We start from the raw sequence: 21,057 nt of genomic DNA on the forward strand, positions 1-21,057 counted from the left end.
GAAAAGAACGGCCGCGTTTTTAGCGTCAGCCTGTCAAGCCAGCGAAAAATCGGTATTCTTGAATAGTATCAATGGGAAGAGAACCTATGCCGCCATGGTTAACCGGCACTCTGACGTGCCTGATGATTCTGCTGTTCACCCTGATAGGCATTGGCCCGATGCTGATATTCGCGCTGATCAAAGTCCTCATCCCCCTTCCCGTTTGGCGTCGTGCCTCCTCCAAAGCGGTGATGTGGGTTGCCGAAAGCTGGGCCGAAAGTGTCAAATGGGCGTTCAACAGGATGACCCCGACCATCTGGGATATTCGCTGCGACGTACCGCTTAATCCACAGCATTCTTACCTGGTGGTCAGTAACCACCAGTCCTGGGTGGATATTCCGGCCCTGCTGCAGGCATTCAATCGCAAGACACCTTATTTCAAGTTCTTCCTGAAGAAGGAACTGATCTGGATCCCGTTTCTCGGCCTGGCATTCTGGGCTCTGGACTACCCCTTCATGAAACGGTACAGCAAAGCGCATCTGGCGCGCTTTCCCGAGGACCAGGGCAAGGATCTGGAGATCACCCGCCAGGCCTGCGAGAAATTTCAGGACTTGCCTGTCACGGTAGTCAATTTTATCGAAGGGACGCGTTACACAGATACGAAACACCGCCAGCAACGCTCGCCCTTTGCCAACTTGCTCAAACCCAAGTCCGGCGGTATCGCGTTCGTTATGGCCGCGCTGGGCGAACAGATGAAATCCCTGCTGGATGTCAGCATTCTCTACCCCGAAGGCAAACCACCCGGCTTCTGGGCTTTACTGTGCGGCCGAGTAGAGCGGGTCATCGTCGATATCCGCGGCATGGAACTGTCATCTAACATATTCGAAGGCGACTACAGCAATGACCCGCACTTTCGCGCGCATGTCCAGGACTGGGTTAACCAGTTATGGCTCGACAAGGACCGGCGGCTCACCGCGTTACGTGCCGAAATTCACCTTCAAGACAACGCCGCCAATGCGTCTGCCAGAGGTTGAACCGCAATATTCAAGGCGTCGCCGACACCCGCATTGGTCAGTTTGCCCTGGGCAATATTCAACCCGCTAAGCAAATGAGGATCGTCTTCCAGCGCCTGCCTGACACCTTTGTTCGCTAACGCCAGTACGAATGGCAAGGTCGCATTGTTTAATGCCTGGGTGGCGGTACGGGCCACGGCGCCGGGCATATTGGCAACGCAGTAATGCACCACCTGATCGACTACATAGGTCGGCTCGGCATGAGTGGTCGCCCGCGAGGTTTCCGCACAGCCGCCCTGATCAATGGCAACATCGACCAGTACCGCGCCGGGCTGCATCCGTGCGATCAGCTCGGCACTGATCAACTTCGGCGCAGCTGCACCTGGAATCAGCACCGCGCCTACCACCAGGTCAGCGGCAATGACTTCCTGCTCAAGCGTGGTGGCGGTGGAATACAGTGTCTGAATCCGGTTGCCGTATTCGGCATCCAGCCGGCGCAGTACATCCGGACTCTTGTCCAGCACCGTCACTTCCGCACCTACGCCTACCGCCATGGCCAGCGCGTTGCTGCCCACGACCCCACCGCCGAGGATCACCACCTTGCCACGCGGCACGCCCGGTACGCCGCCGAGCAATACCCCACGCCCGCCCCGGGCCTTTTCCAGGCAGCCTGCACCTGCTTGAATTGCCATGCGCCCTGCGACCTCGGACATTGGCGCCAGCAGCGGCAGATGTCCGCGCGCATCGGTCACCGTCTCGTAGGCGATACCGGTCGCGCCGCTGGCAAGCAGGTCATTGGTTTGTTCCGGATCAGGTGCCAGATGCAGATAGGTAAACAGGATCTGGCCTTCGCGCAACCGTGCGCGCTCGGCGGCCTGCGGTTCCTTGACCTTGACGATCAACTGGGCCTCGGCAAACAGCGTGTCCACGTCGGCCAACTGGGCGCCGGCCTGCTGGTAGTCCGCATCGCTAAAGCCGATGGCAGCGCCAGCATTATGCTCAATGGACACTTGATGACCGTGCATCACCAGCTCAGCCACCGCCGCGGGTGTCAGGCCGACCCGATATTCATGATTCTTGATTTCCTTGGGGACACCGACGTGCATGAACATCACCTCCTGAGTTAAGCCAACTAGCTCAGTATCAGTCTAGAAGGCTTAACCAGATATTCAATTAAATTTACACGTCGTAAATTATTATCAACAGAAGGCGCTACCCATAAGCGCGCCTCAACGGCCCGAGGACATCGGTGCCAGATGGTACTGTTGGCCGGCGGCGACCACCTGGTTGCGCCCGCCGCCTTTGGCCTCATACATGCGTCGGTCGGCGATGACCATCAGGCTATCCAGGCTCTGTCCATCCTCCCCCAATGTCGCCACCCCGGCACTGAAGGTCATCACCTGACTAGCCTCGGCAATCTGCGGCGGATGCTCGGCCAACAACTCGCGCAGCTTATTGGCCCGTTCCGCCGCCTGCGCAAGATCGGCGCCGGGCAACAAAACGGCAAATTCTTCACCTCCCAGCCGGCAAAACAGATCAGTATCGCGCAGGCGTTGGGGCAACAGCTGCGCGATATGACGCAGGGCGCGGTCACCGCCCTCATGGCCGAACTGATCATTCACATGCTTGAAATGATCCAGGTCCAGAATAATCAGTGACAACGGATTGTTGTCACGCAGCGCATGGCTGCGCTCTCGCTGAAAAACCTCGGCAAGCTTCATACGGTTGGCCAGTCCGGTCAGCGTATCGGTACTGGCCAGCTCCAGCAGGCGCGCCTCATTAGCCACCCGGCTGCGTTCGTAAATGTGCGAGAACAGCAGGATGGCGGCGCTGCTCAAACCGACGTTAGCTGCCACCATAATATTCAGCCAGGAGTCATCGGTCATATAGCGGTAGTTAAAAGCCACCACCCCGAGGCTGAGAAACCCCAGTGACATCCACAAGCCACCGCGCAGCCCGAGTAGCAGATAACAGATGATCGGTACCGTCTGGATCCAGGCAAAAACGGTAAAGGAGGTGCGGGGCAGTACCAGCGCAAAGGTCATCAAAGCGAAAAAAGGGAAAAGATATATAAGCGTCCACATCCGCAAATGCGGCGTGGTATCGACGATACGCAGCAGACTCAGGGCGAATAAGGCGTAAATGATTTCCAGGCCGGCAAGCAGCCACATCTCCCTGCCGACATTCACCGCACCGAAGACCAATCCTCCGCCGACGGTGAGCCACAGCAAAGCCTTGAGCACCAGCCTGCGGTGCTGCTGACTGGTTTCCAGCGCTTCAGGCATCCTAACCCCCTCGCCTTATTATCTATTATGCAACAGAGTGTCCCGGCAATCGTGGCTCGAATGATATTCGGCCTTTGTCCTGCGTCACAGTAAAAAAACTCGACATCTGCACATAATGACTTCTCAATAGGCCAATATATTGGCATGCTTGTGCAAAATATGGCCAAATGCCTTCTTTTTCAATTATCTCTTTAACCGACTCGAAACAAGACACTTAGTCTTCGTGTAACTTTTCACGTAACTTTTTACGTAACAAGGATAGCGGATGTGAGCACCATACCCCTGCTGGTGTGCGACGATTCCAATATGGCCCGCAAGCAGCTTATCCGTGCATTACCTTCCAATTGGCCATTTCGCATTTCCCAGGCTACCAATGGCCGGGAAGGTCTGGAGGCGATCAGGGAAGGCTTGGGACAGGTTGTGCTGCTGGACCTGACCATGCCCGAAATGGACGGCTTCGGCGTGCTGGCCAAACTGCGCGAAGAAGGCCTGCAGGTCGATGTCATCGTGGTCTCCGGCGATGTTCAGGAGGAAGCGGTACGCCGGGCCAAAGCCCTGGGTGCCAAGGCATTTATCAAAAAGCCGGCAGACCCGCTGCAGCTGGCCGAAGCCTTGAACGCGCTGGGTGTTGATATTCCGCTGACCAGAGCACCATCCGCTCCTGTGGAGGCATTTTCCGATTTGCCCAACGTGTCCTTCCGCGATGCTTTCCGCGAGGTCACCAACATCGCCATGGGCCGGGCAGCCGAATTGCTCGGGCGCGTGCTCGGCGTGTTTATCCAACTGCCTATTCCCAATGTCAATATTCTGGAAGTCGGCGAGTTGCACATGACCCTCGCCGACGCCCAGCGTGGCGAACGCCTGTCGGCAATCTGCCAGGGCTACATCGGCGGTGGTATTGCCGGTGAAGCATTGCTGGTCTTCCATGATGCCGAAATCAACGATGTCGCCAAGCTGCTGAACACTCAGGAAGACGAGTCAGCAAAACTGGAAATGCTGCTGGATCTGGCCAGCATCATCATCGGCGCATGCCTGAACGGATTGTCTGAACAGCTCAATATCAATCTATCCCAGGGCCACCCATTGGTCCTCGGCCAACATTGCCCGATAGAAGATCTGATCCGCATCAACCAGCGCCGCTGGAAACGTACCCTGGCAGTGGAAATCAGCTACAGCCTGGAGGGTATGGACATCCATTTCGACCTGTTGCTGCTGTTTACCGAAGACTCCCTCCCTCGGCTGCGTGAAAAACTCGACTTCATGATCGATTGACGCCCTTTCGATTGATTGCCCATAGGACTCCTGCCATGCCTGCTCAATTTGACATCAATGAACTCCACTGGTTACTGGATATCGTCCAGAGCATTGATGTTGGAGTCGTGGTCATGGATCGAGACTACCGGATCGAAGTATGGAACAGCTTCATGGAGAACCATTCCGGCATTGGCTCGGACGAAGCGGCGCGCAAGTCGCTGTTCGAGCTGTTCCCGGAGATTGAACCAAACTGGTTCAAGAAGAAGGTTGAAACTGCCGTCATGCTCGGCACACGCGCGTTCACCATCTGGGAGCAGCGGCCGAACCTGGTGCATTTCAAGAGCTACCAGCCGATCACCGGGCTGGCTGACGAAATGTACCAGAACGTCACCATATTGCCGCTGCGCAGTACCAGCAGCATTACCGATCATGTGTGCCTGATCATTTATGACGTCACCGGCGTGGCGATCAACAAGCGGCAGCTGGAATCGGCCAATACCCAACTACGAGAACTGGCGCTGCGCGACGGCCTGACCGGGCTGCTCAATCGCCGCTACTGGGAAGAATGCCTGGAACGCGAGTTCGCCCGGCATATGCGCTATCAAAGCCCAGGCAGCCTGGTGATGTTCGATATCGACCACTTCAAACGCTTCAACGATACCTATGGCCACCAATTGGGCGACGAAGTGATCCGTGAAGTAGCGCGGATTACCAAGCAGCTTGCCCGCGAAACCGATTTCGCCGGACGGTATGGTGGCGAGGAGTTTGTTGTGATGCTTCCGGATACCGCAATCGAGGGCGCAATGCAATTTGCCGAGCGCCTGCGTCACGCAGTAGAGCGGCTGAAGATCGAACATATGGACGAGGTCCTTAAGGTCACCATCAGCCTCGGCGTCACCGAGCTGCATGAAGGGATGACCACCCATCAGGAACTGATTGAAGTAGCTGACAAGGCGCTTTACCAGTCCAAGGAAAAGGGTCGCAATTGCACCACTCAGGCGGAAGCGCCCTAACGGGGCAGACACTCCCGATCTGAAATGATATCGACACAGCCTGATGGGGGCCGCTCTGTTACACTGAGCAACCGTTTTCCAAGGTATTGTTTGCGTGAATCCGACTTCCTTTTCCAGCCTCGCGTTGCCCCAGCCAATTCTAGACACCCTTGACCATCTGGGCTTCACCGAAATGACGCCGATCCAGGCGCAGGCATTGCCGGTGATCCTCGCGGGCAAGGATCTGATCGCCCAGTCACGAACCGGCAGCGGTAAAACTGCGGCCTTCGGCATTGGCTTGCTGACCCCGCTGAACCCGGCCTTTTTTGGTTGTCAGGCACTGGTGCTAAGCCCGACTCGTGAGCTTGCTGCGCAATCCGCCACGACTTTGCGCACATTGGCTCGGGGCCTGCCCAACATCAAAATCATCACCCTGTGCGGTGGCACGCCCTTTGGGCCCCAGGCGGCTTCCTTGGAACAGGGCGCGCACGTGATTGTCGGCACACCGGGGCGGATCAAGGATCACCTGGACCGCGGCACTCTTGAACTAAGCGGGCTTAATTGCCTGGTATTGGATGAAGCCGACCGTATGCTCGATATGGGTTTTTACGACGCGATCGCCGAGATTATCAGCCTGGCGCCCAAGCGCCGGCAAACGCTGCTGTTCTCCGCGACTTATCCGCCTTCGATAGACAGCCTGGCGGGACGCTTCCTGCAGTCGCCCGAGCGCGTCAGTATTGTCGAGGCTGAGCCGCTCAACCCGATCGAACAACGCTTTTATGAAATCAAACCAGCCGAGCGCTTGCAGGCAGTGGTACGCCTGCTCGCTTCCGAACGGCCGCAACCCTGCATTGCTTTCTGTCATACCCGTCAGCAGTGCCAGGATCTGCTTCAACACCTGCAGGCCAACAAGATCAGCGCCCTGACCCTGCACGGCGACATGGAGCAGCGCGAACGCGACGAAGTGCTGGCCTTGTTTGCCAATCAGAGCTGCAGCGTGCTGGTGGCTACCGACGTAGCCGCCCGAGGTATTGACGTGGCCGGCGTAGCGGCAGTGATCAATGTTGAATTGTCCCCAGATCCCGCCTTGCATACGCACCGCATTGGCCGCAGTGGCCGCGCGGGTGAGCCGGGCTTGGCCTTGAGTCTGGTTGCACCTGCCGAGGGCGGCCGCGCCAGCAGTATTGAAGCAGCCCAGGGAACTCCGCTGGCCTGGCATGATCTGAGTGGCTTGCCGGCGGCACTGGAACAACCACTGGTGGCGCCCATGCGCACCCTGGCCATCGCAGGCGGTCGCAAGGACAAGGTGCGTCCTGGCGACCTGCTTGGCGCTCTGACCGGCGAAGCCGGCTTGCCGGCCGACGCTATCGGTAAAATCAGTATCACGGATTATCAAGCACTGGTTGCCATCCGCCGCGACCTTGCGCCTGTCGCTCAGCAGAAGCTGGAGCAGGGCAAGATCAAAGGCCGGCGCTTCAAAATCCGCCTGCTCTGACACCAGCTTTCCCTTTCTAGCCCCTTGCTCTGGAACTGCAACATGACCACGGATCAGGCACTGATCTTCAGTATTTTGGGGGCCACCGTTGGCCTATTCTTGTGGGGCCGACTACGGCATGACGTGGTCGCACTGATCGCACTGATGGCCTGCGTGCTCGCTGGGCTGGTCGGTAGCGATCAAGCGTTCAGTGGATTCGCACAGCCGGCGGTGATTACCGTGGCGGCGGTGTTGATTTTGAGCTACGGCTTGCAGACCACGGGCGCGGTGGAATCCATGGCACAGAAGGTCCTACCCAAGCGCGGCGGACCGTTACTGAGTATTGGCGTACTGACCCTGCTGGGCGCCTTCCTCTCTGCCTTCATGAACAACGTCGGCGCGATGGCGCTGCTAATGCCGATTGCCATGCAGGTTGCGATACGCCAGGGCATTGCCCCCGGAAAGGCGCTGATGCCGTTGGCTTTCGGCACCATTCTGGGCGGGATGACGACACTGATCGGTACGCCTCCCAACCTGATTGTCGCTGGCTTCCGAGCCACCGAAACCGGCACCGGATTCAGCATGTTCGATTTCACTCCCGTCGGTTTGGCGGTGGCGGCTATCGGCATTATTTTCTGCGTGCTCACCGGTCGCTGGCTGGTGCCAAACCGTAATAAACAGGACGCAGACAGTTTCGATACCGGGACCTATCTGACCGAAGTGCGGATTGAAGAGAATGCCAAGGTTGCTGGCAAGACTTTGCGTGAGATCGAGAAACTGCTGGATGACAGTGATGCGCAAATCGTCGGCATGGTGCGCAACGACTTCCGGGTGACTGCGCCCTTCCCCGGCAGAGTATTGAAGGCCGGCGACATCCTGGTCATCGAGGCCGATCCTGAAGCCCTGGGCGGTACGCTGACGCGACTGGGTCTCAAGCTGGAAGAAGCGGTCCCGATGTCGCCTGCCAAGGAAGAAGAAGCGCAGAGCGAAACCGAACCCTCGACTGAAAGTGAGATTCGGTCGGCCGAGGACACGCATGCAGAGAACGCCAGAGCAGAGTCTCCAAGCGATCGCAAAGCGCAGGAGTCCGAGGTCGCGGCCGCCGACAGCGAGGCACAGGAGCAGCAGGACAAGCCCAAAGAAGCGGACACCAGCAGCAGCGCCGACGAGGAAATCGTCATACAGGAACTCGCCGTTCAGCCCAGCTCATTATTAATCGGCCGCAGCGCTACCGACATTCAGATTCGTACGCGCTTCGGTATTAATCTGCTGGCGATTTCCCGTCAGGGTCACCGCTCGATAAAACGCTTACGCTGGACCAACCTCGATGCCGGTGATGTGCTGCTGATGCAGGGCTCACCAGAGGCAATCAATAGCTTTGCTTCCGAGTACCGCTGCGTGCCGCTGGCCCAGAGATCTATCCTGATTCCAGACAAGCGCAAGGCAATTACCGCCGTTGCCATCATGTTCGGCTCCATCTTGCTCGCGGCTACCGGGTTATTGCCCGCCGCCCTGGCGTTTACGCTCGGGGTCATTGGTTACATGCTGACCAAGGTGATACCGCTGCGGCGTATCTATGAAGCGGTCGACTGGCCGATCATCGTGCTGCTTGGAGCGCTGATGCCGCTGGCGGCAGCGATGGCCGACACCGGAGCGGCCGACCTGCTGGCCAGGACGCTGCTGGAAAATGTCGCGCAGAGCAACGCGATCATTGGCCTGGCGCTGGTGCTGGTCATCACCATGACGCTATCCGATTTCATGAACAACGCTGCCACCGCCGCCGTCATGTGTCCGATCGCGCTGAGTATTTCCAGCCAACTGCAAGTGAACCCTGACAGCTTCCTGATGGCCGTAGCCATTGGCGCGTCCTGCGCATTCCTCACGCCGATCGGCCATCAGAACAATACACTGATCCTCGGTCCCGGCGGATTTCGCTTTGGTGACTACTGGCGGTTGGGGTTGCCACTGGAGCTGCTGGTAATCGCTGTGAGCATTCCCATCCTGCTGGTGGTGTGGCCGCTTTAAGCGGCCGCATCATCTCGGCAGCTAAAGTCCTCTTTGTAACTGATCGCACAATCCGGACAGACAAACCCCTCAGGCACCTGCTCCCAGCGCGTGCCTGGGGCAAAGCCCATGTGCGCATCGCCAGCTGCCTCGCTGTACTCGTAGCCGCACTCAGGGCACAGATACACCTTCATGCCACTACCTCCGTATCCGGCTGAGCATGCCCGCCATTTCCCAGCGCGTATTGACGCATGAGCCTGTCACGTTTGGCTGGCTCGAAATTGATTCTGGCCGGGTCCCACCCCACGGCGGCCAACAGGCGCTTGTCCATGAGCTTGAACCAGAGCGGTGGGAAATAGGCGACCAGGTACATGCCAAAGTAACCATTGGGCAGGCGTGGCAGATCAGGGAAATCACGTAGTGACTGATAGCGCCGGGTAGGGTGCGCGTGATGGTCGGAGTGACGTTGCAAATGGAACAGCGCCCAGTTGGAGAACAGATGATTACTGTTCCAGGAATGCCAAGGCTGGCAGCGCTCGTAACGCCCATTAGGCAATTGCTGACGCAGCAGACCGTAGTGTTCGATATAGTTGGCTTGCGTCAGTTGAAATGCACCCCAGAATGCAATCAGCAACAAAGCCGGAATGATATCCAGCCCCAGGATCGCGACCAGCGTTGCGTAGAGCACGATGCTGATCAGCGCCGGCTGGATGATTTCATTGTCCAGGCTCCAGACTGATTTTCCACAGCGATCCAGACGCTCCGCTTCCAGATCCCAGGCGCGAAAAAAAGCGCCAGGCATTTCCCGAAAGACAAAGCGGTAGATACTTTCACCCATGCGCGCGGAGGCCGGGTCTGCAGGTGTTGCCACATCCCGATGATGGCCGCGGTTATGCTCGACGAAGAAATGTCCGTAGAACCCTAGGGCCAGCGTGATCTTCGCCAGCCAACGCTCAAGCGTGGTCTTCTTGTGGCCCATCTCATGCCCGAGATTCAGACCGTAACCCAAGGTACCGCCAGCGGCGAGAACCACCGCCAGTGTGCCATGCCAGGGCAGTTCGTGGGTGCCAAGAAAGATCACGCTGACCAGAAAGCTGAGCCACAGAATCGGCACCAGTGCATAGGTGACGTAACGGTAATAGCGATCAGCCTCCAGGGCGGGTACTGCTTCTTCCGGCGGGTTACTGCGATCCTCGCCAATCAGCGCATCCAGTAACGGAATGACCGTGTAGGAAAACAATGTCGGCATCCATAACCACAGCAGTTTGGGCGATACCAACATATACATCAGCGGACCTATCAACGCGGTGCAAGGCACCAGCAGAGAGAACAGCCAGAGATGGCGTTTGCGGTCGACATAATCGCTAGCCGGCGGCGCGGCTTGGGCGGCACTGTTCATGGGCGGGCACTCTTTTATTATTGTGATAAGACATCCACTAACCACTCGATATTGCTCCCGCCTCAAACTAAAACCTACCGTTGCAACGGGCAATAAATCGTCATAATGTGACAACACATCCCGCGCAGACGGCCAAACATGCTCTCCCAACAATTATGGCTCAGCCCCTCTGTTCACCCCGTTTATGCCCGGCTGATATGCGCCGAGCTGCGCCGACGCGGCTTCACTACCGAACAGATCATCGCCGATACGCGCCTGAGCTGGGACACCCTTCATCACAACAACCGCTTTCTCAGCTTTGATCAGATGCATCGTCTCGCTCTGCATGCGCTGGAACTTAGCCAGTGCCCCTGGCTGGGTATTGAAGTGGGGCAGCATACCGATGTGTCTGCGCACGGTACCGCTGGCTACGCGAGCATTGCAGCGCCTAACGTGGGCCTGGCGATCGCCACACTGCACCGGTATTCCAGCCTGCGGCAGAATATTGCGGTGTTCGAGATCGAGTCCGGCACCACGAGCGCTCTGGTGCTCGATGAAAAGTTGATTCTGCCGGCGCTGCGTGAATATCTCTTGGGGCACTTCACCACGGCCATGCTGCGCCTGCTGGAAACCGCCACCGGGCTGCCCTTGTACGACCAGATCACTCTGCACTGGCCAATGCCGGAAACACCCTGGTCGCAGGCGTATACGCACATTGCAGCCAGCGTCGTTTTCAACAGCCAGCAGTTGCGCATCGAATTACCCGACGATTATTTCCAAACGCCCTGCCTGGCCGCTGACCCTGATGCCGAGCGCCTGGCACTGCGCGATTGCGAGAACCAGCTGCAACGGCTGTTGCGCGGTGGATCGCTCAGTGAGCGGATCAAACAGCGTTTGCTGGCCTGCCAGGAAGGTTATCCAACCCTGGAGCAGATGGCCCGTGAAGAGCATATGGCACCGCGCACGCTGATACGCCACCTGAACGATGAAGGTGTGCGCTATCAAACTTTGCTCGATGACGTACGCTGCGATCTGGCCTGCTGGCTGCTGGCGCAAACCGAGATGAGCATCGAAGCAGTCGCAGAACGGCTCGGCTACCTTGATCCTACCAACTTCAGTCGCACCTTCCGCCGCTGGCTGGGCGTGACGCCACGCGGGTTCCGGCAGCAAGCACGGGTGCGCTCGGGAGAGTTTGACGCCACGCCCTTACCCCACCTATAGTTGCTCACTAATCTGAGAACAGTGTCACGGAATCAGCATAGATGATCGACTAACACCTTGACTTCAAGGCCGTCGAAAAACGCCAGGGAAGCAGGTCAGGCACCGAAAATGGTCTTTTCAGCAACTAGCGCAGATAGTCTGCCCGGATCTCCAGCGTCCGTCCGCACCCGCCTTTCGGCCCGCATGCTCTGCCTGTACAGGCTGTTATCTGCGTTTTACCTGCTATGTCTGTCGACCCTTGCTCTGGGCCAACCCACCGTACTGACTCTCGACGGCTCTGAAGCCGGCATCAGCCTGCAACAGCATGCCTATTACCTGCGCGACTCCCAAGGCATGTTCGGCATTGACGACGTGCGCGCACGCGCTGCCGATTTCCGTCCTGCCAGAGAACGTCGCGATCTGAACTTCAGCTATACCCGTGATCATGTCTGGCTACGGATAGATATCCAGTCAGCCGCCGAAGAGCCGCGCACCTGGGTACTCGAAATGCGCTACGCCTCGCTGGACCGGGTCAGTCTGTTCAATATTGGCGCTGATGGCGTACTCCAACAGCACGCCGGCGACACCCTGCCCTACCAGCAACGCAGCATCGGTCACCGCAATCCGGTGTTCACGATCGAACTGGCCCCCGGTGAAAAACGCAGTGTGTATCTGCTCGCTCATTCCGAGGGCAGCCTGACCCTGGACAACCAGCTCTGGAATACTGCCGCCTTTCATGAGCAGAGCCAGATGACCTATGTATTGCTGGCTATCTATTTTGGCATGCTGCTGGCCCTGGCCAGCTACAACCTGATGTTGTTTGCCGTGCTTGGCGAGCGTTCCTTCGTGCTCTACGTCTGTTTTGTGATCAGTTTTGGCATCGGCGTGCTGGCCATCAACGGCCTGGGCGCGCAATACCTCTGGCCCAACCTAGGCGAGATAGGCAACCGAATACTGCCGTTTTTCCTCAGCCTCTCGGCGACCATAGGCATTCTCTTTGCGCAGTCCTTTCTGGACACGGCGCGACGCGCAGAGGGACTGAATCGCTTCCTATCAATCTGGGCCTGGGTCGCCATGACGGCCACGCTGATTACCCTGGTAGCAGACGGACAGCGCGCCCTGCAATTGATGTCGGTGATCGGCTTGTTTACCACGCTGGTACTGTTCGTCACCGGTATTCTCTGCGCCATGCGCAGGATTCCCGGCTCGCTGATTTTCGTCTGCGCATGGCTGATGCTGCTGACGGGCGGCATGCTGCTGGCACTGCGTAACTTCAGCGTGATTCCGTCGAATTTCTTCACGGTAAACGCCATGCAGATCGGCTCTGCGATGGAAATGCTGTTGCTGTCGCTCGGGCTGGCAGCACGCTTCAACGAACTAAAGCGCCTCAAGGAATCAGCCCAGCGCCAGGCACTGAAATCGCAGAAGCAGGTGCTGGTGTCGTTGCTGCAGCAGGAAAAGATTCTCGAACAACGCGTGACCGAACGCACCGAGGCCTTGGCGCAGGCCAACGCGCGCCTGGAGCTGCTGGCGATGCAGGATCCGCTGACCGGTCTGGCCAATCGCACCGCCCTCACCCAACATCTGCAGCAAGCGATGCCGCGTACCGAGCGTCGCAATGAATTATTGGCCCTGGTACTCATCGACCTCGACAGCTTCAAGGCGATCAATGATGAGCTGGGCCACGATACGGGCGACCAGGTGCTCGAACAGGTGGCCGCAAGATTAACGGCATGTGCGAGGGAAACCGACCTGGTTGCGCGCCTCGGCGGCGACGAGTTCATCCTGATCAGCGAGGGCATTCTTGATCAGGATGACGCGCTCAGGCTCGGTGAACGGCTGCTGGACGCGCTCAGCCTGCCCGTCAGCCTGAGCGACGGCAGCATCAGCATTGGCGCAAGCATTGGCATCAGTCTGACCAACGGCGTGCAGCCGGATATTGAAACCTTGATGCGCCATGCGGACCAGGCCATGTACCAGCGTAAACGCAGCGGCCGTAACGGCGTAGTGCTCTACAACCCGCTAGCCGACTCGCCATTTTCCCCGGGCAAACTACGTGAGCGCTAGATTCGGAGTTTTCCTGAGTAACGCACTGAAACCATTGATTTTGCTGTGCCTGACCTGCATCAGCCCATCACTGTACGCGGCACCAGGTACGCTTTTCCTAACGGGGGCCGAGCAACATATTCCCCTTCAGCCATGGGTAGAATACCGGCAAACGCCGCGCGACCTGACTTATGAGCAACTGCTCGAAAGCCACGAAATATGGACGGCAGGCTCCAACCGCAGCGACATGAATTTCGGCTACACCCAGGAGGCGGTCTGGCTCAAGCTGAGCATCAGTTCCAGCGCCCAGCGCGATACTCTCTGGCACTTGCACTTTCCCTATTCTTCATTGAACCGGGTCCACATTTATCAAGAGGGGACTGGCGTGAAAACCAGCGGCGCCGTCGTGCCGCTGAACCAGCGCGACCTGGCTCACCGCGATCCCGCTTTTTCCCTGCGCCTGGCGCCGGGCGAGCAGACCACGCTGTATATTCGCGCCGAATCCGAAGGTAGCCTGACGCTCACCAGCCAGATCTGGTCCAGCCCTGCGTTTGCCAGCTTCAGCGTCAACAGCAGCGCATTACTGGCGCTGTACTGCGGCATGCTACTGGCGCTGGCTAGCTATAACCTGTTGCTTTTCACTGTACTGCGTGAACGCAGCTACCTGTATTACGTGTGCTTCGTTCTCAGCTTTGGCGTGGGCGTGCTGGCCTTTACTGGACTAGGCGCCCGGTATATCTGGAGCGACCTGGGCACCTGGAGCGGACGCCTGCTACCGCTCGGGCTGTGCCTGGCCGCCACCGTGGGTACGCTGTTTACCTGCAGCTTTCTGAATACCCGCCAACACATGCCCGCCGGGCACCGCCTGCTCAGCGGCCTGATATTGGCCAGCCTGCTGCTGACCCTGGCCAGCCTCGTACTGCCCGTGCACTGGGTGATTCTCAGCATGTCGGTATTGGGCATGATAGGCGCGCCGCTAACCTTTGGCTGCATACTGCTGGCGGTGCGCTTTCGAGTGCCCGGCGCGCGTATATTCCTGGCCGCCTGGGCATGCATGATCGTCGGTGTGGTGCTGCTATCGCTGCGCAACTTTGGCGTCATTCCATCCAATCTGGTGACTACCTACGCCATGCACGTCGGTTCAGCTCTGGAAATGCTGTTGCTGTCGTTTGCACTGGCAGACCGCTTCAACACGCTGAAAAAGCAGAAAGAAGCAACGCAAGAAAGCCTGGTGAACGCGCTTAAGGCTCACGAGCTGGAACTGGAAGACAAGGTCCAGCAGCGCACTGCAGAATTGCAAATAGCCAATACACGACTTGCGGCTATGGCCATGCAGGACCCGTTGACCGGGCTGGCCAACCGCAGCGCTTTGGACACCCACATGAGTCAGGCATTACGCCGCTCACAGCGACGGCGCATACCGCTGGCCGTTATGCTTGTCGACCTGGATGGCTTCAAGCAGATCAACGATCAATTAGGCCATGAAACCGGCGATCAGGTGCTCTGCACCATAGCCGATCGGCTACGCAGTATCGCCAGGGAAACGGACTTTATCGCACGTTTGGGAGGTGATGAGTTCGTGCTGGTGGCTGAGGACGTGGGCACACCAGAGCAGGCCCACACGCTGGCCGAACGCTTCCTCGATACACTGAGCATGACCATCGACATGGGCGTGCAGAGCGTCGCAGTGGGGGCCAGCATTGGCGTCAGTATGACCCTTTCCGCCGAGCTGGATGTGGCGCAAATGCTGCGCCAGGCCGACATGGCCATGTACAAGCGCAAGCGCAGTGGCCGCGGCGGTGTCAGCTTCTACACAGAGGGGGAAGGCATCGACCAGTTGGCCTGATCAATGCCCGAGCTTCAGAACAACTGCTGACAATACGTACTCAGTTCGCTGGCACTACTTTAAGAAGTTTGCCATCAGCGCCGTCGGTCAACAGATAGAGAGCGCCATCGGGACCGCTACGGACATCGCGGAACCGGCTCTCAAGCTCCTTGAACAGGCTTTCCTGCCCAACCACTTCATTGCCATTGAGTTCCACCCGGCGCACCTCCATACCCGCCAGCGCGGCAACCATCAGACTCCCATCCCATTCGGGGAAAAGGTCACCCCGGTATAGCGCAAAGCCCGCCGGGGCGATTGACGGGGTCCAGTGCAGCAGCGGCTGCTCCAGCCCCGGCAACTCAGTATGCGGGCTGATCACCGCGCCACTGTAATCCACACCATGGGTGATCTTCGGCCAGCCATAGTTGTTACCCGGCTCGATCAGATTGATCTCGTCACCACCGCGCGCGCCATGTTCATGAGCCAGCACGCGCTCGCCCTCGGCATCATAGATAAGCCCCTGCACGTTGCGATGGCCGATGCTGTACAGCTCAGGCAGCGCATCATTCTGGCCGACGTAAGGATTGTCCTCGGGCACAGAACCGTCACGGTTCAGACGCACAATCGAGCCTATATGGCTGCCGGTCTTCTGTGCCTCTTCCCGGTAGTTGAAGCCGTCGCCCAGACCCAGCAACAAGGTATTATCCGGCAAGAACGCGATCCGTCCGCCATAATGCGCAGAGCCTGCTTTGGCCGGCGTAACGCGGAATATCTCGTCGACCTCCGTCAGCGCTTGGCCATTGAACGTAGCGCTAGCCAAGCAGGCATGATTGGCCTTGGCCGTGCCACAGGCGTAACTCAAGAACACGCGCTTGTTCTGCGCGAATTCGGGATCCAGCGCGATTTCGAACAGGCCGGCTTGGCCTGATACATACACTTGAGGCACACCGCTAACCGGTTCTGCTTGCAACTCGCCTGCGGCATTTATGTACCGAAGCTGACCCGTGCGCTCGGTGATCAACATGCCACCGTCCGGCAGAAAGGCCAATGACCAGGGATTTTCAAGGCCTTCGGCGAGCGTCTCGACACGGTAATCAGCAGCCTGAACACTCCAGGCAGAGGCCATTGTCACGGCAGCCAGCAAGGCACTTTTTTTCCACATGTCATAACTCTCCAGTTCAATCGGTGCAATTAAGAAAGATCAGCCCAGAACCCGCAGACCACGCTTGACCACCGGGCGCGTCAGGCGACCGAATAACCAGCTACCCACCGCGACTGCCGTCATCATCAACAGCAAGCCTGGTGTTTCACGGGTGGCCGCGATAAAGGTCGGCATTGGCAGGAAATGGTCCGCCACTCGGAACGCCACCCAAATGCCAACGCCGCCTGCGAGCGCGAACAACAGACCACGCCAGGGCTTGAAAATACGGGCCATACCAGCGGCCAGGGGCAGTGCACAGATGAATGTGACCGTCACCATTAACGCAAAGATAGGGGTAAAGCCGGTGAGATCCCGCAGGCTGGTGAGCATGCGTTGCTCCAGCGAAATCGGGGTACCCAATTGTTGCAGCTCATAGAGGTTCAACTGGCTCTGCATCAGCGTACCCAGAACCGTAGCCACCAGCACACTGAGAAGGAAGAAAAACAACACGCGCAGAACGGTTATCAACATCGCGAGGACATCCTGTTTATTGTTGAAAGTGTGGCACTCAAAAGACCTGCAGACACGCCAGGCCTGTAACCTGATATGTACGTTGGCTCAGCTGGCGGAGGGCAACTCGGGCAGATTGCGCAGTCCTGCTTCGTATGCGGTTATATCAAACGGCTGATCAGTGTCCAGCATCACGCCGATGCAATGGGCCAGGACCGCAGCCATCAAGTCCAGGCTGTCCTCACGGCTGTAGCCTACCAATGTGAGCTTGTTCAGCGTCGCCTGGGCGAACGCCGGCTCGTTGCTGGCCAACTGATTTTCAATCGCCTCAAACAAACGCTCATGGGCAAAGATCTCATCGGCCTGATCGTCATTGGCAGCGTTGTCTTGGGGTGGTTGCATTATGTGTATCTCGGGCGGGGCGGATAAGGGGGAGAACTCCCCCTCTCCTACTTAGTTGATCTTGGGGTCCAGTTCACCGCTGGCGTAACGGGCGAACATCGCTTCGAGGTTAACCGGCTTGATTTTCGAGGCATGGCCAGCAGTGCCAAAGGCTTCGTAGCGAGCGATGCAGACATCGCGCATGGCTTTGACGGTTTCGCCGAAGAATTTGCGCGGGTCGAATTCGCTCGGGTATTTGGCCATATGACGGCGCATTGCACCGGTCGAGGCCAGACGCAGATCGGTGTCGATATTGACCTTGCGCACGCCGAACTTGATGCCTTCAACGATTTCTTCCACCGGCACACCGTAGGTTTCCTTGATGTCACCACCGTACTCGTTGATGATCGCCAGCCACTCCTGCGGCACCGAGGACGAGCCATGCATCACCAGGTGGGTATCGGGGATGCGTGCGTGGATCGCCTTGATGCGGTCGATGGCCAGAATATCGCCCGTCGGTGGCTTGGTGAACTTGTAGGCGCCGTGGCTGGTGCCGATGGCGATGGCCAAGGCATCGACATGAGTCTGTTTGACGAAGTCGGCAGCTTCTTCCGGGTCCGTCAGCATCTGGCTATGGTCCAGCACACCTTCGGCGCCCACGCCGTCTTCTTCGCCGGCCATGCCGGTCTCCAGGCTGCCCAGGCAACCGAGTTCACCTTCCACGGACACGCCGCAGGCGTGGGCGAAAGCGACAGTCTGCCGGGTTACGGCGACGTTGTAATCGTAGTCGGCCGGGGTCTTGCCGTCTTCTTTGAGCGAGCCGTCCATCATCACCGAGCTGAAACCCAGTTGGATCGAGCGCTGACAGACGTCCGGGCTGGTGCCGTGGTCCTGGTGCATGCACACCGGAATATGCGGAAACTCTTCAATCGCGGCCAGAATCAGGTGGCGCAGAAAGGGCGCACCGGCGTACTTGCGTGCACCTGCCGAGGCCTGGACGATGACAGGCGAATCGGTCTTGTCAGCCGCTTCCATGATGGCGCGCATCTGTTCCAGATTGTTGACGTTGAACGCGGGTACGCCGTAACCGAATTCGGCAGCGTGATCGAGCATCTGACGCATGCTGATAAGAGCCATTTGATATTCTCCAGTAATCAGTAATAAAACCGTGTTTCAGCCTGCCGCAGCGGGCGGCAGGCTGCAAGTTATTCGCAGGACTTGCGCTCTTCCAGCACTGCGACGGCGGGCAGCACCTTGCCTTCGACAAATTCCAGAAAAGCGCCGCCGCCTGTAGAAATATAGGAAATCTGTTCGGCCACGCCATATTTGTCGATCGCCGCCAGGGTGTCACCGCCACCGGCGATCGAAAACGCCGGGCTCTCGGCAATCGCCAACGCCAGCGCTTTGGTGCCATTGCCAAACTGGTCGAACTCAAACACACCCACGGGTCCATTCCACAAAATGGTACCGGCGGACTTGAGCAACTCGGCAAAATGCGCAGCGGTCTGTGGCCCGATATCCAGAATCATGTCATCCGCTGTGACTTCGGCTACCAGCTTGACGGTTGCCTTGGCGCTCTCGGCGAACTCGCTGGCGACCACAACATCGATAGGCAAAGGCACGCTGACCTTATCGGCAATCGAACGCGCCGTTTCCAGCAGATCTGCCTCATACAAGGATTTACCCACCGGGTAACCGGCTGCGGCGAGGAAGGTGTTGGCGATACCGCCACCGACAATCAGCTGATCGCATTTTTCAGACAGTGCGTTAAGCACATCCAATTTGGTAGAGACCTTGGAACCCGCAACGATGGCAGTCATCGGCCGAGTCGGCTTGAGCAGTGCCTTGGCCAGCGCATCAAGCTCGGCGGCCAGCAGCGGGCCGGCACAGGCGACCCTGGCGAATTTCGCCACCCCATGGGTAGAGCCCTGGGCTCGATGCGCGGTACCGAAGGCATCCATCACGAACACATCACAGAGCGCTGCGTACTGCTGCGCCAGCTCGTCGGTGTTCTTCTTTTCGCCCTTGTTGAAGCGCACATTTTCCAGAAGAACCACATCGCCCGGCTGCACCTCAACGCCGGCCAGGTAGTCCTTCACCAAGGGCACATCACGGCCCAAAGCCTTGGATAGATACGCGGCTACCGGCGCCAGGCTATCTTCTTCGCTGAATACGCCCTCTTCCGGCCGACCGAGATGCGAGCAGATCATCACCGCCGCACCTTTTTCCAGCGCCAGCTTGATGGTGGGCAGGGCAGCAAGAATGCGCGCATCGCTCTTAACCTTGCCATCCTTGACGGGTACATTCAGATCCTCGCGGATCAACACGCGCTGGTTCTTCAGCTCCAGCTCGTTCATGGTCAATACGCTCATGTCCTGCTCCTAGTAAAACCAATCAATTTTGTTTGTTTCAGCGCTGAGGGCGTAACAAGCGCACTCAGATCGTGAGTTCTTCAGTCCCGGCTGGCGATCTGTAGCCAGTAGTCAGCAACATCCAGCATACGATTGGCGAATCCCCACTCGTTATCAAACCAGACCAGCAAATTCACCATGCGCGGTCCGGATACGCGAGTCTGGCTGCCATCCACCACCGCCGAATGCGGGTCGTGATTAAAATCACAGCTGGCGTGCGGCAATTCAGTGTAATCCACCAGGCCCTTGAAAGCGCCTTGGGACGCCGTCTGCAGCAGGCGATTGACCTCCTCGGCGCTGGTATCGCGCCGGGTCTGCAAGGTAATGTCCAGCGCAGACACGTTCAATGTCGGCACGCGAATCGCCTTGGCCTGAACTCGCCCTGCCAGCTCGGGCATCAAACGCTCGATACCTCGCGCCAAGCCAGTGGAGACCGGGATCATCGACTGGAAGGCCGACCGTGTGCGGCGCAGATCCGTATGATGATAAGCATCAATCACCGGTTGATCATTCATTGCCGAATGGATCGTGGTAATTGAGACATATTCCAGGCCGATCTGTTCATTCAACAGCTTCAATAGCGGTACGCTGCAATTGGTCGTGCAGGAGGCATTGGAAACCAGCCGCGCCTGGGGATCGAGCTGCTGGTGGTTGGCGCCAAATACCACAGTGGCGTCCACAGCAGACTCATTGGCCATCGGTTGAGAAAACAGCACCCGGGGCACGCCAGCGTGAGTAAAACGCGAAGCTTCCTCACGCGTGGTGTATTGCCCTGAGCATTCCAGCAGCAGATCGATATTCAGCGATTTCCAGTCGATCGTCTCGGGTTGCGGCTGGCTGAGTACCTGTACCGGCTGACCGTCAATCATCAGACAATCACCCTCAACCCTCACCTCTCCGGGAAAACGCCCGTGGGTGGAATCAAATCGAGTCAGGTATTCGATGCTGGCCTGGTCGGCCAGATCGTTCAGCGCGACGATCTGCATGCCGGCGCCCTGAATACCGGCCCCGGCGCGCTCGTGTAGCGCACGCAACACGCAACGGCCAATACGGCCGTAGCCGTTGAGCGCAATGCGGTAAGGACCGGGGGAAGGCATGCAGCAACTCCTTTGACAGCAGGTTTCCAGCGTCAAGCTACTTCCGGCTGCTTGCCGCTGGGACCTT

At 58.2% G+C, this 21,057-nt stretch carries 18 protein-coding genes; 8 read left to right on the top strand and 10 right to left on the bottom strand.

Features of this window, described 5'->3' with window-relative positions; genetic code table 11:
• The first annotated feature begins 86 nt into the window (after nt 1-86).
• On the top strand, nt 87-1,013 hold the full coding sequence (locus EAO82_RS19240) for an acyltransferase (RefSeq protein ID WP_096347054.1): 927 nt from the start codon (nt 87-89) through the stop codon (nt 1,011-1,013).
• Here EAO82_RS19240 and ald read toward each other — a convergent pair.
• Together ald and EAO82_RS19250 are read right to left on the bottom strand one after the other, a co-directional pair.
• Nucleotides 977-2,098, bottom strand: coding sequence for an alanine dehydrogenase (ald, locus tag EAO82_RS19245; RefSeq protein WP_096347143.1), 1,122 nt, complete (start codon nt 2,096-2,098; stop codon nt 977-979). The two genes, EAO82_RS19240 and ald, sit on opposite strands and share 37 nt — an antisense overlap.
• 123 nt (nt 2,099-2,221) lie before the next feature.
• On the bottom strand, nt 2,222-3,277 hold the full coding sequence (locus EAO82_RS19250) for a GGDEF domain-containing protein (protein WP_096347053.1): 1,056 nt from the start codon (nt 3,275-3,277) through the stop codon (nt 2,222-2,224).
• 267 nt (nt 3,278-3,544) lie between these two features.
• On the opposite strand from EAO82_RS19250, the gene EAO82_RS19255 reads away from it, so the two are divergent.
• The 4 genes from EAO82_RS19255 (at nt 3,545) to EAO82_RS19270 (ending at nt 9,022) form a co-directional block, all read left to right on the top strand.
• A complete protein-coding gene (locus EAO82_RS19255) occupies nt 3,545-4,549 on the top strand; it encodes a response regulator (RefSeq protein WP_096347052.1) in 1,005 nt (334 codons plus the stop codon).
• A gap of 35 nt (nt 4,550-4,584) precedes the next feature.
• Complete coding sequence (locus EAO82_RS19260) at nt 4,585-5,544, top strand: GGDEF domain-containing protein (protein WP_096347051.1); 960 nt, start codon at nt 4,585-4,587, stop codon at nt 5,542-5,544.
• A 94-nt stretch (nt 5,545-5,638) separates the two neighbouring features.
• A complete protein-coding gene (dbpA, locus tag EAO82_RS19265) occupies nt 5,639-7,018 on the top strand; it encodes an ATP-dependent RNA helicase DbpA (RefSeq protein ID WP_096347050.1) in 1,380 nt (459 codons plus the stop codon).
• Between the two features lie 42 nt (nt 7,019-7,060).
• Nucleotides 7,061-9,022 carry an SLC13 family permease gene (locus EAO82_RS19270; RefSeq protein ID WP_096347049.1) on the top strand — a complete coding sequence of 654 codons (1,962 nt, stop codon included), beginning with the start codon at nt 7,061-7,063 and terminating at the stop codon, nt 9,020-9,022.
• Here the strand turns inward: EAO82_RS19270 and EAO82_RS19275 are convergent.
• Together EAO82_RS19275 and EAO82_RS19280 are read right to left on the bottom strand one after the other, a co-directional pair.
• Nucleotides 9,019-9,195, bottom strand: coding sequence for a rubredoxin (locus EAO82_RS19275; RefSeq protein ID WP_096347048.1), 177 nt, complete (start codon nt 9,193-9,195; stop codon nt 9,019-9,021). The two genes, EAO82_RS19270 and EAO82_RS19275, sit on opposite strands and share 4 nt — an antisense overlap.
• A complete protein-coding gene (locus EAO82_RS19280; protein ID WP_096347047.1) occupies nt 9,192-10,400 on the bottom strand; it encodes an alkane 1-monooxygenase in 1,209 nt (402 codons plus the stop codon). Before EAO82_RS19280 ends, EAO82_RS19275 begins: the two co-directional genes overlap by 4 nt.
• A gap of 138 nt (nt 10,401-10,538) precedes the next feature.
• Here EAO82_RS19280 and EAO82_RS19285 point away from each other — a divergent pair, with 138 nt between their 5' ends.
• From EAO82_RS19285 to EAO82_RS19295, 3 genes are all read left to right on the top strand, one after another.
• Nucleotides 10,539-11,600 (top strand): helix-turn-helix transcriptional regulator, encoded by a 1,062-nt coding sequence (locus EAO82_RS19285; protein WP_096347046.1) that lies wholly within the window; start codon nt 10,539-10,541, stop codon nt 11,598-11,600.
• Between the two features lie 108 nt (nt 11,601-11,708).
• Nucleotides 11,709-13,646 carry a diguanylate cyclase gene (locus EAO82_RS19290; RefSeq protein ID WP_096347045.1) on the top strand — a complete coding sequence of 646 codons (1,938 nt, stop codon included), beginning with the start codon at nt 11,709-11,711 and terminating at the stop codon, nt 13,644-13,646.
• Complete coding sequence (locus EAO82_RS19295) at nt 13,636-15,471, top strand: diguanylate cyclase (protein ID WP_096347044.1); 1,836 nt, start codon at nt 13,636-13,638, stop codon at nt 15,469-15,471. Before EAO82_RS19290 ends, EAO82_RS19295 begins: the two co-directional genes overlap by 11 nt.
• A 40-nt stretch (nt 15,472-15,511) precedes the next feature.
• On the opposite strand, the gene EAO82_RS19300 is transcribed toward EAO82_RS19295, so the two are convergent.
• The 6 genes from EAO82_RS19300 to epd form a co-directional block, all read right to left on the bottom strand.
• Nucleotides 15,512-16,612 carry a PQQ-dependent sugar dehydrogenase gene (locus EAO82_RS19300; RefSeq protein ID WP_096347043.1) on the bottom strand — a complete coding sequence of 367 codons (1,101 nt, stop codon included), beginning with the start codon at nt 16,610-16,612 and terminating at the stop codon, nt 15,512-15,514.
• Between the two features lie 39 nt (nt 16,613-16,651).
• The gene (locus EAO82_RS19305) at nt 16,652-17,122 is read right to left on the bottom strand and encodes a hypothetical protein (RefSeq protein ID WP_096347042.1); all 471 of its coding nucleotides are present in this window, start codon (nt 17,120-17,122) and stop codon (nt 16,652-16,654) included.
• Between the two features lie 87 nt (nt 17,123-17,209).
• A complete protein-coding gene (locus EAO82_RS19310; protein WP_096347041.1) occupies nt 17,210-17,503 on the bottom strand; it encodes a hypothetical protein in 294 nt (97 codons plus the stop codon).
• A gap of 51 nt (nt 17,504-17,554) precedes the next feature.
• Entirely contained in the window at nt 17,555-18,619 is a 1,065-nt protein-coding gene (fba, locus tag EAO82_RS19315; RefSeq protein ID WP_096347040.1) for a class II fructose-bisphosphate aldolase, read from the bottom strand.
• A gap of 68 nt (nt 18,620-18,687) precedes the next feature.
• On the bottom strand, nt 18,688-19,854 hold the full coding sequence (locus EAO82_RS19320; RefSeq protein ID WP_096347039.1) for a phosphoglycerate kinase: 1,167 nt from the start codon (nt 19,852-19,854) through the stop codon (nt 18,688-18,690).
• 80 nt (nt 19,855-19,934) lie between these two features.
• Nucleotides 19,935-20,990 carry an erythrose-4-phosphate dehydrogenase gene (epd, locus tag EAO82_RS19325; protein ID WP_096347038.1) on the bottom strand — a complete coding sequence of 352 codons (1,056 nt, stop codon included), beginning with the start codon at nt 20,988-20,990 and terminating at the stop codon, nt 19,935-19,937.
• Between the last annotated feature and the right edge of the window lie 67 nt (nt 20,991-21,057).

The sequence above is a fragment of the Halopseudomonas pelagia genome (genome assembly GCF_009497895.1).
Lineage (GTDB): Bacteria > Pseudomonadota > Gammaproteobacteria > Pseudomonadales > Pseudomonadaceae > Halopseudomonas > Halopseudomonas pelagia_A.